This window comes from Nocardia sp. NPDC101769 (assembly GCF_044766925.1).
Taxonomy (GTDB): domain Bacteria; phylum Actinomycetota; class Actinomycetes; order Mycobacteriales; family Mycobacteriaceae; genus Nocardia.
The window spans coordinates 26594-40703 of sequence record NZ_JBIWMX010000008.1; the positions used below are offsets into that span (position 1 = coordinate 26594).

The 14110-nt window shown below is 66.8% G+C and carries 12 protein-coding genes; 11 read left to right on the forward strand and 1 reads right to left on the reverse strand.

Annotation, left to right across the window (positions count from 1 at the left end; all coding sequences use genetic code 11):
* Nucleotides 1-122: 122 nt before the first annotated feature.
* Entirely contained in the window at nt 123-632 is a 510-nt protein-coding gene (locus ACIRRA_RS15265) for a transglycosylase SLT domain-containing protein (RefSeq protein WP_402767673.1), read from the reverse strand.
* 173 nt (nt 633-805) lie between these two features.
* On the opposite strand from ACIRRA_RS15265, the gene ACIRRA_RS15270 reads away from it, so the two are divergent.
* The 11 genes from ACIRRA_RS15270 (at nt 806) to ACIRRA_RS15320 (ending at nt 14096) form a co-directional block, all read left to right on the forward strand.
* Nucleotides 806-4273 carry a protein kinase gene (locus ACIRRA_RS15270; RefSeq protein ID WP_402767689.1) on the forward strand — a complete coding sequence of 1156 codons (3468 nt, stop codon included), beginning with the start codon at nt 806-808 and terminating at the stop codon, nt 4271-4273.
* A 75-nt stretch (nt 4274-4348) separates the two neighbouring features.
* Nucleotides 4349-5032: a PAS and ANTAR domain-containing protein gene (locus tag ACIRRA_RS15275; RefSeq protein WP_402767690.1), complete on the forward strand. Its 684-nt coding sequence runs from the start codon at nt 4349-4351 to the stop codon at nt 5030-5032.
* 108 nt (nt 5033-5140) lie between these two features.
* Complete coding sequence (locus ACIRRA_RS15280; protein WP_402767692.1) at nt 5141-6262, forward strand: HoxN/HupN/NixA family nickel/cobalt transporter; 1122 nt, start codon at nt 5141-5143, stop codon at nt 6260-6262.
* Between the two features lie 106 nt (nt 6263-6368).
* Complete coding sequence (gene hypA / locus ACIRRA_RS15285; RefSeq protein WP_402767694.1) at nt 6369-6743, forward strand: hydrogenase maturation nickel metallochaperone HypA; 375 nt, start codon at nt 6369-6371, stop codon at nt 6741-6743.
* The gene (gene hypB / locus ACIRRA_RS15290) at nt 6701-7558 is read left to right on the forward strand and encodes a hydrogenase nickel incorporation protein HypB (protein ID WP_402767696.1); all 858 of its coding nucleotides are present in this window, start codon (nt 6701-6703) and stop codon (nt 7556-7558) included. Before hypA ends, hypB begins: the two co-directional genes overlap by 43 nt.
* A gap of 126 nt (nt 7559-7684) precedes the next feature.
* Nucleotides 7685-8740: a hydrogenase expression protein HypE gene (locus ACIRRA_RS15295; protein ID WP_357008970.1), complete on the forward strand. Its 1056-nt coding sequence runs from the start codon at nt 7685-7687 to the stop codon at nt 8738-8740.
* Nucleotides 8741-8753: 13 nt separating this feature from the next.
* A complete protein-coding gene (locus ACIRRA_RS15300; RefSeq protein ID WP_402767698.1) occupies nt 8754-10550 on the forward strand; it encodes a nickel-dependent hydrogenase large subunit in 1797 nt (598 codons plus the stop codon).
* A gap of 30 nt (nt 10551-10580) precedes the next feature.
* Complete coding sequence (locus ACIRRA_RS15305) at nt 10581-11498, forward strand: NifU family protein (protein WP_402767700.1); 918 nt, start codon at nt 10581-10583, stop codon at nt 11496-11498.
* Nucleotides 11495-12130 (forward strand): DUF5947 family protein, encoded by a 636-nt coding sequence (locus ACIRRA_RS15310; protein ID WP_402767702.1) that lies wholly within the window; start codon nt 11495-11497, stop codon nt 12128-12130. The genes ACIRRA_RS15305 and ACIRRA_RS15310 overlap by 4 nt, the downstream gene beginning before the upstream one ends.
* Nucleotides 12127-12771, forward strand: coding sequence for a DUF6084 family protein (locus ACIRRA_RS15315; protein WP_402767704.1), 645 nt, complete (start codon nt 12127-12129; stop codon nt 12769-12771). The genes ACIRRA_RS15310 and ACIRRA_RS15315 overlap by 4 nt, the downstream gene beginning before the upstream one ends.
* Nucleotides 12771-14096 (forward strand): hypothetical protein, encoded by a 1326-nt coding sequence (locus ACIRRA_RS15320; RefSeq protein WP_402767706.1) that lies wholly within the window; start codon nt 12771-12773, stop codon nt 14094-14096. Before ACIRRA_RS15315 ends, ACIRRA_RS15320 begins: the two co-directional genes overlap by 1 nt.
* The last annotated feature ends 14 nt before the right edge of the window (nt 14097-14110 follow it).

The window sequence follows — 14110 nt, forward strand, 5'->3', positions numbered from 1 at the left end:
TCTTCGTCGGCTTCGTCAGCCAGAACTCCAGGCGAAACCAGCCGGCGCGGTCCCGCCGAGCCCGAACCCGCGCGCGGAGATATTTCATCCGGGCGCGGGTGTGGGAGTCGGGTTTTCGGGGGTCAGTATGCGGAGTTGACGTTGTCCATTGATCCGTAGCGGGCGGCGGCGTAGTTGCAGGCGGCGGTGATGTTGGCTACGGGGTCGTAGATGTCCCAGGAGGTTCCGGTGACGTGGTAGGCCTGGAAGGTGGGGTCGATGACTTGGAGTAGGCCTTTGGATGGGGTGCCGTTGGCTGCGTTGGTGTCGTAGAGGTTGATGGCGGCGGGGTCTCCTCCGGATTCGCGCATGATGTTGCGGTGGATGGCGTCGTAGCTGCCGGGGATGCCGTGTGTGGCCATGATGTCGAGTGCTTGGCGGATCCAGTTGTCGAGGTTGGAGCCGTTGATGGTGGAGTCTGCGAGGATTTTTGTGGTGGGGAGGTTCGTGGCTGCTGGGGTGGTTCGTGCCGGCGGTTCGGGGACGAGTGCTGTGGCCTGGGCGGTTGCCGCGATCGACAGGGATGCGGCTACGGCGAGGTAGACGGCGAGACGGCGGGCGGTCCGGGTGCGGGGGCGGGGGCCGGTGGCCATGGAGTTCCTCCTCAGGAATTTCGTTGCCGAGTGCATGTCGCTTCGTTGCGGCGTGCGGGGTGTGTGGGGCCCTGGCGGTGTTTTCGGGTGCGCTCGGCAGTGGTGACAGCATCGGTTGCGGGGTTGTTCGGGCACGACGGCCGATCTCCCGCAGACATACCTATTTCCGGGACTTGCCCTTTTCCGGCTCTTGCCTCGATCCGCCGATCCGCCGGCACCCGTGTCGGGCATGGCAGACGTTGTCACCCGGGAACCAACAGCATTCTCGGAGTGCGGTCACGGCCGGTCGCGAGCATTTTTTCGCAATGGTCCGACCACCCGCGTGGAGATATTCTGGCTGGTGTCCGCTGCTGGCGATTTGCGAGTTATCGATGTCTGAAAGTGATCCATTCGAAACGCAGCGTGATGCCGGTCCCGACGTCGTCACGGAGTTGAGTGCTGCCGGGTTCGTCGACGCCCACCAGATCGGCCGGGGTGGTCTCGGGGCTGTTTACCGGTGCACCCAAGTTGCCGCTGACCGCACGGTGGCGGTGAAGGTCCTCACCGGTGAACTGGAGGAGGACCGGGACCGGTTCCTTCGCGAGCAGCGGGCGATGGGTCCTCTCACCGGGCATCCGAACATTGTCAGCATGCTGGAGGTCGGGCAAACGGGCAGCGGCCGCCCCTACCTGGTCATGCCGTACTTTTCCCGGGGCTCGCTGGGTGGACGTATCCGGGACGACGGTCCACTGTCTCTCGCGGAAACGCTTCACATCGGGGTGAAGATCGCGGGGGCGCTGGAATCCGCACATCGAGCGGGAGTTCTCCACCGCGATATCAGGCCGGCGAACATTCTGCTCACCGACTACGACGAGCCGGTGTTGACCGACTTCGGTATCGCCCACGTCTCTGGCGAGTTCGAGACCGAAGCCGAGATCACCACCGGCTCGCCGGTCTTCACCGCGCCCGAGGTGCTGGGTGGACAGGCCCCCAGCCGTGGCTCGGACGTCTACGGGCTGGGAGCCACATTGCTCTGTGCGCTCACCGGCCACGTCGCGTTCGAACGCCGCAGTGGTGGGCAGGCGGTGGCCCGGTTCGTGCGGATCACCACCCCTTCGAATCCCGACCTCTGTGCAATCGGTATCCCCTGGGACGTACGCGCAGTGATCGATGCGGCCATGTCTCCCGACCCGCACAACCGTCCTGCCGCGGCGGTATTGGGCGAGCAACTGCGTCGAATACAGCTCGAGCACGGTTTCGCGGTCGACGACATGGCGGTGCGCGACGAATCGGGCTCCGAACCCGAATCGTTGGTGAGTTCGAAAACGTCCGTGCCGCAAGGAGTTCCGCGTATCCGCAGCGACGGATTGCACGAGGGCACCGGAAATCTGCCGCTCGAGCTGACCAGCTTCGTCGATCGACGGACCCAGTTGTCCGAGGTCGGCAATCTGCTGGCCGGGTCACGTCTGGTGACCTTGACCGGGATCGGCGGGGTCGGAAAGTCAAGGCTCGCACTGCGAGTCGCTCACAAGGTTCGGCAGAAGTTCGTGAACGGCGCGTGGCTGGTCGAGTTGGCGGAGCTGCGCGATGACGCATTGCTGCCCGATGTGGTGGCTGCTGTCTTCGGACTACGAAGCCAAGGTGTGATATCCGTGCTCGACACGCTGGTGGAGGCGCTGGCACCGCATGATCTGCTGGTGGTGCTGGACAACTGTGAGCACGTGATCGACGCGGCCGCGAAGCTGTCGGAGACGCTGCTGCTGGCGTGTCCGAATGTGCGAATTCTGGCGACCAGTCGCGAAGCACTGGGGATCGGCGGGGAAGCCGTGTATCCGCTTCAGCCGCTCGGGATTCCCGATTCGACCAATGAGCGGGCGCTGGCTCACAGCCACGCGGTGGCACTGTTCGTCGAGCGGGCCGCCGCGGCGGTGCCGGGGTTCGAGATGACCGAAGCGAACCAGCGCGGCATTGCCCAGATCTGCGCCAGGCTGGACGGATTGCCGTTGGCGATCGAGCTGGCCGCGGCGCGTCTGCGCACGATGTCGGTCGAGCAGATCCAGACCCGGCTGAGAGACCGGTACGCCCTGTTGACCCGGGGTGGCCGGGGAACGCCGAAGCGGCAGCAGACGCTGTGGTACTGCATCAGCTGGAGCTACGACCTGTGCACACCCGACGAGAAGCGGCTGTGGGCTTGCTTGTCCGTGTTCACCGGCGGCTTCGAACTCGACGCCGTCGAGCAGGTGTGCGCCGATGACATGACCGAGTCCCAGGTGCTCGATACGTTGTCCGCGCTGGTGGACAAATCCATCCTGGTCCGGCAGGAAGCCGGTGGGGCGGTGCGTTTCCGGATGCTCGAGTCGGTGCACGAATTCGGCCGGGAGAAGGCCGAGGAGTCCGGCCAGTTCCCGGGCCTGCACCGGCGGCATCGGGACTGGTGTGAACGACTGGTACGCGAGGCGGACGCCAATTTGATCGGTCCGCATCAACTGGCTTGGGTTGCCCGGCTCGAGCGGGAACTGCCGAATCTTCGAAAGGCCTTGGAATTCAGTTTGTCCGAGTCCGACGAAGGCGGGCTCGGGATGGTCACGAACCTGTACCTGTTCTGGGGCCTGCGAGGGCGGCTCCATGAGGGCCGTCGCTGGTATGAGCGCGTGCTCGGCCATTCGGTCGACGGCCGGACCACGGATCGAGCCAGGGCACTCTTCGCCGCCGGCAACATCGCGGGTTTGAACGGCGACCTGCAGACCGCGAGCGACCGGTTCGCGGAACTCCGCGTACTCGCCGAGCAGACGGTGGAGCCGCTGGTCGGAGCGTTGGTCAACCACGCCGAGGCAAATCAGGCGCTCGCCCGCGGCAACGTCGGTGAGTCCGACGCGGCTGCCCTCCTTACCGATGTGGTCCGCAGTTACGAGGCGGGCGGTGAGTTCGGAATGGAGTTGGATGCCCGACTCTCCCTCGGCTGGGCCTACGCCCTGGGGGGCGATGCTGCCCGGGCCGTCGCCTGCCACGAAAAGACGCTCGCCACGACAGCGGCCTGCGGCGAGACGATCTATCGATCATGGGCGTTGTTCGCGGCGGGCTTCGCCGTGTGGCGCTCCGGCGATGTCGAACGCGCCAAGCGCCTCTTGGAGGAAGGCGTTCGACTGTCCGCTCTGCTGGCCGATCCGCTCGTCGCCGCGGGTTGTCTGGAGACGCTGGCCTGGATTGCTGCCGACCGGCACGAAGCCCGCCGTGCGGCTGTCCTGGTGGGCGCGGCCGACAAGTTGAGGCGCCTCGCCGGCACCGCGACGCTCATGATCCGTGATCTGCTCGCATACCGTGCCGAGTGCGTGCGGAGCAGCCGCGATGCGCTCGGCGTGCGTGCCTTCGACCGGGCCCGCCAGGAAGGTTCCGCGATGAGTCTCGACTCGGCCGTACGGCTCGCGCTCGACGAACCTTCCCCCACGGCCGATAGTGCGCCGCAGCAGCTGACGAAGCGTGAACGGCAGGTCGCCGACCTCGTCGCGGAAGGTCTGACGAACAGGGCGATCGCGACCCGTCTTGTGATCTCACAGCGCACCGCACAGGGGCACGTCGAACACATCCTGGTCAAATTGGGATTCACCTCGCGCGCGCAGATAGCGGCCTGGGCGGCAGAGCATTCCGGCGGCAGTCCGGGATGACCGCCCGGCGTATCGCTGTGGTGTCGGTCGCGCCGAGTTGTCCCCCGAGTCGGTGGTGCGGCGAATAATTCGGCTGTGACACAAGGCGGTGAGCCTGCTCCGGACAATGCGCAGATCCTCGAACGGGTGATGGGCGCGGGTCGCCCACAGAGCGTCGGCAGCTTCCGCTTCTGGTTCGGTGACCAGCGGTGGGAATGGTCCGATGAGGTGGCCGTGATGCACGGGTACCAGCCGGGATCCGTGCTGCCGACCACTGATCTGCTGCTCTCACACAAGCATCCCGAGGATCGTGTCCTGGTCGCCGGTACGATCGCGCGTTCGGCGAACGATGCCATGCCGTTCTCGAGCCGGCACCGCATCATCGACACCGGGGGGAGCGTGCACGACGTGATCGTGGTGGGCGATCGGATGGTCGACGGCCAGGACCGAGTGGTCGGATCGGCCGGCTACTACATCGACGTGACCGAGGCTCTCGCCGAACACCGTCAGGAGGCCCTCGACGACAGCCTGCACGAGCTGTACGCCGCGCGCGCGGTGATCGAGCAGGCCAAGGGGGCGATCATGCTGGTCTACGGTGTCAGCGCCGAGGCGGCGTTCCGCGTGCTCACCTGGCGATCGCAGGAGACCAATACCAAGCTGCGCACGCTGGCCGCGCAATTGATGGAGGACCTGCAGGCCCTGGCGGATGGGGCGAAGCCGATTCGCACCCACTTCGACCATCTGCTGCTGACCGCCCACGAGCGAGTACCCGGGCGATGAACCCTGGCGGTTCCCGGGCCGCACCACGCGGTACGCGCACCATCGGTTGCTCGAACGGCGAGCGCGGGTTTACCGTCAGAGGATTCGGTTTGCGTCGATTGGCAGATCGTGGCATCAACAACGCGGCAGCGCAGGCCCTTTCGCTCGTTGACGAAGCGCCTGGCGCTGACCCGGCAGGAATCGCTGCGACTGGTGGCGATGGCCGGGGTGATCGTCGGCCTGCACGTGCTGGGCTGGTTCACGCTGGTCGCGTTCGTGGCCCCGCAGCATCTCAGCGTCGGCGACCGCACCCTCGGTATCGGAGTCGGCCTGACCGCATACACCCTGGGCATGCGGCACGCGTTCGACGCCGACCACATCGCCGCCATCGACAACACCACCCGCAAGCTCATGCACGATGGGCAACGGCCGCTGTCGGCGGGATTCTTCTTCTCCCTCGGACATTCCACGGTCGTCTTCGGGCTGGCCCTGCTGCTCTCGCTGGGCGTGCGGGTCGTCGTCGGGCCGGTCGAGAACGACTCCTCGGCGCTGCATCACTACACCGGACTGATCGGCACGACCGTATCCGGGATGTTCCTCTACCTCATCGCGATCCTGAATCTCGTTGTGCTGGTGGGTATTCTGCGGGTCTTCGGGCGGATGCGCGGCGGCTACGACGAGGCCGAGCTGGAGCAGCGGCTGGCGCAGCGCGGCCTGGTGAATCGGCTACTCGGGCCGATGACGAGGTCGGTGACCAAGCCCTGGCAGATGTATCCGATCGGGCTGCTGTTCGGTCTCGGCTTCGACACCGCCACCGAGGTCGCGCTGCTGGTATTGGCCGGCACCAGTGCGGCGGTGGGCCTGCCCTGGTACGCGATTCTGTGTCTGCCGATCCTGTTCGCCGCTGGTATGAGCCTGCTGGACACCATCGACGGCGGCTTCATGAACTTCGCCTACGGGTGGGCTTTCGCCAAACCTGTGCGCAGGGTCTACTACAACATCACCGTCACGGCGCTGTCCGTCGCGGTCGCGCTGATCATCGGCACCATCGAGCTGCTCGGCCTGCTCGTGGGCCAACTCGGGTGGACCGGTGGCGTCTGGGATTGGGTCGGCGGACTCGACCTCGAGCTGGTCGGGTTCCTGGTGGTCGGCCTGTTCGTCCTCACCTGGGCCATTGCGCTGCTGGCCTGGCACTACGGCCGCCTCGAGGAGAAATGGACCAGCGCGCGGCAACCGGGCGCCGAGGAATGAACCGCGAGGGCGCCGGTGGGCTGGGGTGGTGTGCGGGGAAAGGCTCGGGAGTAGCTTGGGAGGGGTCCTTCTCGGTAGGGGTCCTTCTCGACGAGACGAGTTCGTTGTGCACGAGATGGCGATTACCCAGAGTGTCATCGATGCCGTCGGCGAACACGCGGCCGGCCGCACCGTTCACAGCGTGACGCTCGAGATCGGCGAACTCTGTGCCGTCGTCCCCGATGCCCTGCGTTTCTGTTTCGAGCTGGCCGCCGAGGGAACCGTCGCGGCGGGCGCACGTCTGGATATCCGTCTCATTCCCGGCATGGCCCGGTGCCGGGCCTGCGGCCGGGACTTCGTTCTGCCCGATCCTGTGCTGCTGTGCCGTTGCGGCAGTGCGGATGTCGAGGTGACCGCCGGGCGGGAGCTGCGAATCCGATCCATGGAGGTGAGCGACCCATGTGTGCTACCTGCGGATGCGGTGGCGAGACGGGCGGACTGATCACCGTCCCGCACCAGCACGGCCCGGGCGACGATCACGCCCATGACGATCACGCCCATGACGACCATGCCCATGACGACCATACCCATCACGATCATGGGCACCCGAGGCACGACCATGCCGGACACGAACACGGCGCGGACCATGTGCACCTGCCGATCACCGAGACCGTGACGCTGGAACAGCGGGTCCTGGCCAAGAACGACCGGCAGGCACAGGAGAACCGGGCCTGGCTGGCCGAACGCGGCATCCTCGCGCTCAATATGACGAGTTCGCCGGGCGCGGGTAAGACCACGCTGCTGGTGCGTACCATCCGTGAACTCGGTGCGGGGCCGATCGCTGTCATCGAGGGGGATCAGGAGACCCTGCTCGACGCCGAGCGGATCATGGCCACCGGATGCAGGGTGGCACAGATCAATACCGGTGCCGGCTGTCACCTGGACGCGGCCATGACCCGGCGCGCCCTCGACATGCTCGCACCGGAGTCCGGCAGCCTGCTGTTCATCGAGAATGTCGGAAACCTGGTGTGCCCGGCGCTGTTCGATCTGGGGGAGAGGGGCAAAGTCGTGGTGATCTCGGTGACCGAGGGCACCGACAAGCCGCTGAAGTACCCGCACATGTTCTCGGTGGCGACCCTGGTGCTGATCAACAAGATCGACCTGTTGCCCTACGTCGACTTCGATCCGGTCCGCTTCGGTGAGCTCGCGCGATCGGTGAATCCCGGAGTCCGGATCCTGGAGATCTCGGCGTCCACCGGGGCGGGTCTCGGGCAGTGGTACGAATGGCTGTCCGCACAGCGCGTGCCGGTCCGGTGAACTCTTGAGGCGGTCTCGGGCCGGGCCTAAACTTACGTGATCAGGCTCACATCCCGGCCGGTCGTTTTCGAGAAAACGGCGACGTCCGACCGCCTTGCATTTCGCTTCGAAGGGTGGCACCTTTTCATGCCGACTAAAGAAGCAGTCAATGCGGAGCAGACGCTGATTCACGTTCTCTGGATCAACGCGGGACTCAGTTGTGATGGCGATTCGGTGGCCCTGACTGCCGCCACCCAGCCCAGTGTCGAGGAGATAGCTCTCGGATCCCTGCCTGGCCTGCCCAAGATCGCCGTTCATTGGCCACTCATCGATTACGAATGTGGCCCGGCCGGGGGAGCCGACGACTTCCTCGAGTGGTTCTTCAAGGCCGATCGGGGCGAGCTCGAGCCCTTCGTCCTGGTCGTCGAGGGGTCGATCCCGAACGAGCGCTTGCACGTCGAGGGCTACTGGTGCGGGTTCGGCAACAATCCCGAGACCGGTCAGCCCATGACCACCAGCGAATGGCTCGATCGGCTGACCCCGAAGGCGACCGCGGTGGTCGCGGCCGGCACCTGCGCGACCTACGGCGGCATCCACGCCATGGCCGGCAATCCGACCGGCGCCATGGGCGTCCCCGACTATCTGGGCTGGGAGTGGAAGAGCAAGGCCGGCATACCCATCGTGTGTGTGCCGGGTTGCCCGATTCAGCCCGACAATCTCTCCGAGACCCTGACCTACCTGCTCTACATGGCCACCGGCCAGGCCCCGATGATCCCGCTCGACGAGGCACTGCGCCCCAAGTGGCTTTTCGGTGCGACGGTGCACGAGGGCTGCGATCGCGCGGGCTATTACGAGCAGGGTGATTTCGCCACCGAATACGGCTCGCCGAAATGCATCGTGAAATTGGGCTGCTGGGGGCCGGTCGTGAAATGCAATGTACCCAAACGCGGTTGGATAAACGGCGTCGGCGGTTGCCCGAATGTCGGTGGCATCTGCATCGGTTGCACCATGCCGGGATTCCCGGACAAGTTCATGCCTTTCATGGACGAGCCACCCGGCGGCAAGCTCTCCTCCACCGCGTCGGGTTTGTACGGCTCGGTGATTCGCAGTCTGCGGCACATCACCGGTCGCACCGTGGACAAGGAGCCGAGCTGGCGGCACAAGGGAGACAAGCTGGATTCCGGCGCGGTCCGGACCTGGTAGGGAAGGCAATCCGATGACCGAGATCATTCCCGAGCCCTCGCACCGCACGATCGAACCGGATTCCCTCGTCGAGATGGCATGGGATCCGATCACCCGCATCGTAGGCAGTCTGGGCATCTACACCAAGATCGATTTCGAGAACCGGGAGGTGGTCGAGTGCCACAGCACCTCCTCGATCTTCCGTGGTTACTCGATCTTCATGCGCGGCAAGGATCCTCGTGACGCGCACTTCATCACCAGCCGCATCTGCGGCATCTGCGGTGACAACCACGCCACCTGTTCGTGCTACTGCCAGAACATGGCCTACGGGGTGAAGCCGCCGAATCTGGGCGAGTGGATCGTCAATATGGGCGAGGCCGCCGAGTACATGTTCGACCACAACATCTTCCAGGAGAATCTGGTCGGCGTGGACTTCTGCGAGAAGATGGTGTCCGAGACCAACCCGGGCGTGCTGGCCCTGGCCGAGAAGACCGAGGCGCCGCACGCGCAGGCGCACGGCTATCGCACCGTCGCCGACATCATGCGGGCGCTCAACCCCTTCACCGGCGAGTTCTATCGCGAGGCGCTGCAGGTCAGCCGCTACACGCGAGAGATGTTCTGCCTCATGGAGGGCCGGCACGTGCACCCGTCGACGCTGTACCCCGGCGGGGTCGGCACGGTCGCCACCATCCAGTTGATGACCGACTACGTGACGCGGCTCATGCGCTACGTCGAGTTCATGAAGAAGGTCGTGCCCATGCACGACGACCTGTTCGACTTCTTCTACGCGGCGCTGCCCGGCTACAACCGGGTCGGCCTGCGGCGCACGCTGCTGGGCTGCTGGGGCTCGTTCCAGAATCCGGAGGTGTGCAACTTCGCCTACAAGGACATGGAGAACTGGGGTAACGCGATGTTCGTGACCCCCGGCGTCATAGTGGACGGGAAACTGATCACCCACTCACTGCTGGACATCAATCTCGGTCTCCGAATCCTCTTGGGCAGTTCGTATTACGAGGACTGGACCGACCAGGAGATGTTCGTGAAGAACGATCCGCTGGGCAATCCGGTGGATCGCCGCCACCCCTGGAATCAGCACACCAACCCCAGCCCGCAGAAGCGCGACCTGGACGACAAGTACAGCTGGGTGATGTCGCCACGGTGGTTCGACGGCAAGGATCATCTCGCGCTCGACACCGGTGGCGGACCGCTGGCACGACTGTGGTCCACCGCCCTGGCGGGGCTGGTCGATATCGGCTATGTGAAGTCCACCGGCCACAGCGTGCAGATCAATCTGCCGAAGACGGCGCTCAAGGGTCCGGTCGAATTGGAGTGGACGATACCGACTTTCGGCAGCAACACCATCGAGCGCAATCGCGCCCGCACCTACTTCCAGGCCTACGCCGCGGCGTGCGCGTTGCACTTCGCGGAGAAGGCGCTCGAAGAGATCCGGGCCGGGCGGACCAAGACCTGGGAGCCGTTCGAGGTTCCGGACGCGAGCATCGGCTGCGGTTTCACCGAGGCCGTCCGCGGTGTGCTGTCGCACCACATGGTGATCCGGGACGGCAAGATCGCCAACTACCACCCGTATCCGCCCACACCCTGGAACGCCAGCCCGCGCGACAGTTTCGGAACCCCGGGACCGTACGAGGACGCGGTACAGGGACAGCCGATCTTCGAGGAGAACGATCGGGAGAACTTCAAGGGCATCGACATCATGCGGACCGTCCGCAGTTTCGATCCCTGCCTGCCCTGCGGCGTCCACATGTACCTGGGTGGTGGCAAGTCCTTGGACCTGCTCCACTCACCCACCCAGGCGCTGACCGCTGAGTAGCGGTCGAGCCGGTACCGGAAGGCGAGCGCGGTGAACGACCGATTCGACGACCACCGCGCTCAGGCCGCGGACACCGATCGCTGGCGCGAGGCCGGCGAGCGGATCGACACCCTGCTGGGTGCGATTTCCGCCGCCGGGCCCGTGGCGCGGGAGCGTGCCGAGGAACTGGTCGGCGAGATCGTCGGCCTGTACGGCGCGGGGCTGGAGCGGACCATCCGGCTGCTCGATCCCGAGACCCTCGAACGGCTGGCGGCCGACGAGCTGATCGCCAGCCTGCTGCTGGTGCACGGACTGCACCCGCACGACACGCTCACCCGGGTGCGTGCGGCGCTGGACGGGGTGCGCCCGTACCTGGGCTCGCACGGTGGCGACGTGACGGTGGTGGCGGTGACCGGCGGCGTGCTGCGGCTGGCCTTCACCGGCAGCTGCCGCAGTTGCCCGTCTTCCTCGGTGACCCTGGAGCTGGCGGTCGAGGACGCGGTGCGCGCCGCCGCGCCGGAAATCGAGACCATCGAAGTGGTTGCGGCCGAACCGGATTCGAATGCCGGGGTGATTCCGGCCGAGTCGCTGCTGGCCCGCGTCCACGGCGGCGGCGAGCACGGCGGACACTGGATCGGGGCGCCCGAACTGGCTCTGCTCGGCGCGGGCGAGGTGGGTGGTTTCGCGTTGGCCGGCGCGGCCGTCCTGGCCTGCCGGGTCGGCGACGAGCTGTTCGTCTACCGCGATCGCTGTGCGTCCTGCGGGAATTCGATGGCCGGAGCGGCGCTGCATCGCCGGGCCGGGTTCGGGGCCGGCGCGGCCGTGCTGCGCTGCCCCGTCTGCCGGGCACACTTCGACGTCGTGCACGCCGGTGCGCGCCTGGATGGTGACGGTCATCTGGAACCGCTCCCGGTCTTGATCCGTTCGGGCACACCGCAGGTGGCGGTGCCGGTGGAGGCGGCCGGATGAATCCCGCCTTCGGCGTGCTGCGCAGGCTCGCGACTTCCCGGCCCGTCCCGGCGCCGGCGGGGGAGCGGTGTGAGATGTGCGGTGAGGCCATCTCCGACACGCACAGCCATGTCGTGAATATCGAGGGCAGGCAGCTCATGTGCGTCTGCCGGGCCTGCTATCTGCTGTTCACCGACCGCACCGCGAACCTGCGGTATCGGGCGGTCCCGGATCGCTGCCTCGCCTTCCCCGGGGTCAGCATCGGCCCGGGGGAGTGGGATGCCCTCCAGATTCCGGTCGGCCTGGCCTTCTTCTTCCGCAACTCCGCCCTCGGGCGCACGGTGGCGTTCTATCCGGGTCCGGCCGGTGCCACCGAATCCGAGCTGCCGATGGACCAGTGGAGTGCGATCCTGGACCGGCATCCCGAACTCGCACAGGCCGACGACGATGTCGAGGCCGTGCTGATCCACCTGCCCGAGCGTGGCGGCGCCCCGACCTGCCTGCTGTTGCCGATCGACGCCTGCTACGAATTCGTCGGGCGCATGCGGTTGCTGTGGCGCGGATTCGACGGCGGGCAGGAGGCCCGCCGCTACATCGAGGAGTTCCTCGCCGCCATGACCGCCCGGGCCCGCGTCGCGGGAGGAACGTCGTGAGCCCGGCGTACTCGATCACCTTCGCGGTCCTGGGCATCCGGCCCGAACCGTATGCCGTGACGCCGACCCTGTCGGCGCGGATCGGCATCGCCGCGCTGTCCGAGGAGCCCGTGCACGCCATCGCCCTGCGCGCACAGGTGCGTATCGACCCGAACCGGCGCTCCTACACCGACGAGGAGGGTGCAGGCCTGACCGATCTGTTCGGTCCCCGGGAACGCTGGTTCGACACCCAACGCTCTTTTCTGTGGATGCATTGCGCGACAATGGTTCCCGGCTTCTCCAGCGGTGGCACCGAGGTGGATCTGCCGATGCTGTGCACCTACGACCTCGAGGTCGCGGGTTCGAAGTACCTGCACGCGCTGCGCGACGGCACGATACCGCTGTCGTTCCTGTTCAGTGGCACCGTGTTCATCAAGGGCGCAACCGGTTTCGCGGTGCAGCAGGTGCCCTGGGACCGCGACGACAGGTTCGACATGCCGGTGTCGGTGTGGCGGGATCTGATGGCCGCGCACTTCCCGGACACGGGCTGGGTGCGGTTGTCGCGCGAGACACTGGATGCGCTGTCCGCCTTCAAATCCGGTCGCGGCCTGCTCGGATACGACCAAGCGGTGCGCGAGTTGCTCGCCGCGGGAGGTGCGTGATGAGCGTCGACGGCGCGGCACGGGCGGCGGCGCGCGCGGTGGCCGACGCGGTGCTCTACGAGGGGTACCTGCTGTACCCGTACCGGGCGAGCGCCCGGAAGAACGTGTGCCGCTGGCAGTTCGGTGTGCTCGGGCCCGAGCGGGCGGCCGCCGACGGGCTCGGCGAGGATTCCGAGCTCGTGACGCAGTTCCCGGTCACGGCCGGCGAGTCGGCACGGATCAGCGTCGCGGTGCGGTTCCTGCACCGGCAGCGGCGCACGGTCCACAACCCGGACGGCGCCGCCGTCGCGGAACTCCATGCCGCCGGGCGGTCCTGGCTGAGCTGGGACGAGGCCGTCGAATACGAGCACGACATCGGCCCGATACCGCTGGTACACAGCGTTTTTCCGTTCACCGTCCCCGGCGCCGAGGAGAGTGCGGCGATCAGTGACGACACCGGTGGCGTGGTCGGCACGATGTCACGCACCCGGGAACCGCTCCGCGGCGAGCTCGAACTGTCGGTGGACGCCGTCGGCGGCTACCGCCGAGTGGGTATCGTCCTGCGCAACACCGGCGCGGCCGCCACGGATCCCGATGACGCCCTGGCCCGCTCGCTGCTGGGCGCGCACCTGATCGCCGAGCTCGACGGCGGGCTGTTCCATTCGCTCACCGATCCGCCCGCCGACGCCGCGGCTGTTGTCGAGAGCTGCTGCCACCACCGCTGTTTCCCGGTGCTGGCGGGCCCGCCCGGCCAGCAGGAGCTGCTGCTGGTCTCCCCGATCATCCTCTACGACCATCCCGAGATCGCCCCGCAGAGCCAGGGCCCGCTGTTCGACTCCACGGAGATCGACGAGATCCTGGCGCTGCGCGTGCTGACCATGACCGACGACGAGAAGCGGGAGGCGCGCGCCACCGACCCGCTCGCCGCCGAGATCATCGATCGCTGCGACAACCTCGACGCCGAGCGACTGGGATCCCTGCACGGAGTGCTGCGGGAGGACCCGTCCCCGCGGGTGCTGCCCACGCTGGCCGACGGTGTCGACTGGTGGGATCCGATGGCCGACGGTGCCGTCTCGCCCGACACCGACGCGGTGGCGGTGGCCGGGGTGCTGGTGCGCAAGGGCAGCCGGGTGCGGTTGCATCCCGGGCGCCGCGCCGACGCACAGGACCTCTTCTACGCCGGCCGCACCGCCAGGGTGGTCACGGTGCACGAGGACGTGGACGGTGGGGTGCACGTCGGCGTGGTCACCGAGGACGACCCCGCGGCCGAATTGCACCAATGGTACGGGCGCTACCTGTACTTCGCCCCCGATGAGATCGAGCCGCTGGACGGCTCGCCCGAGTGAAAGGAAGGGCCGAA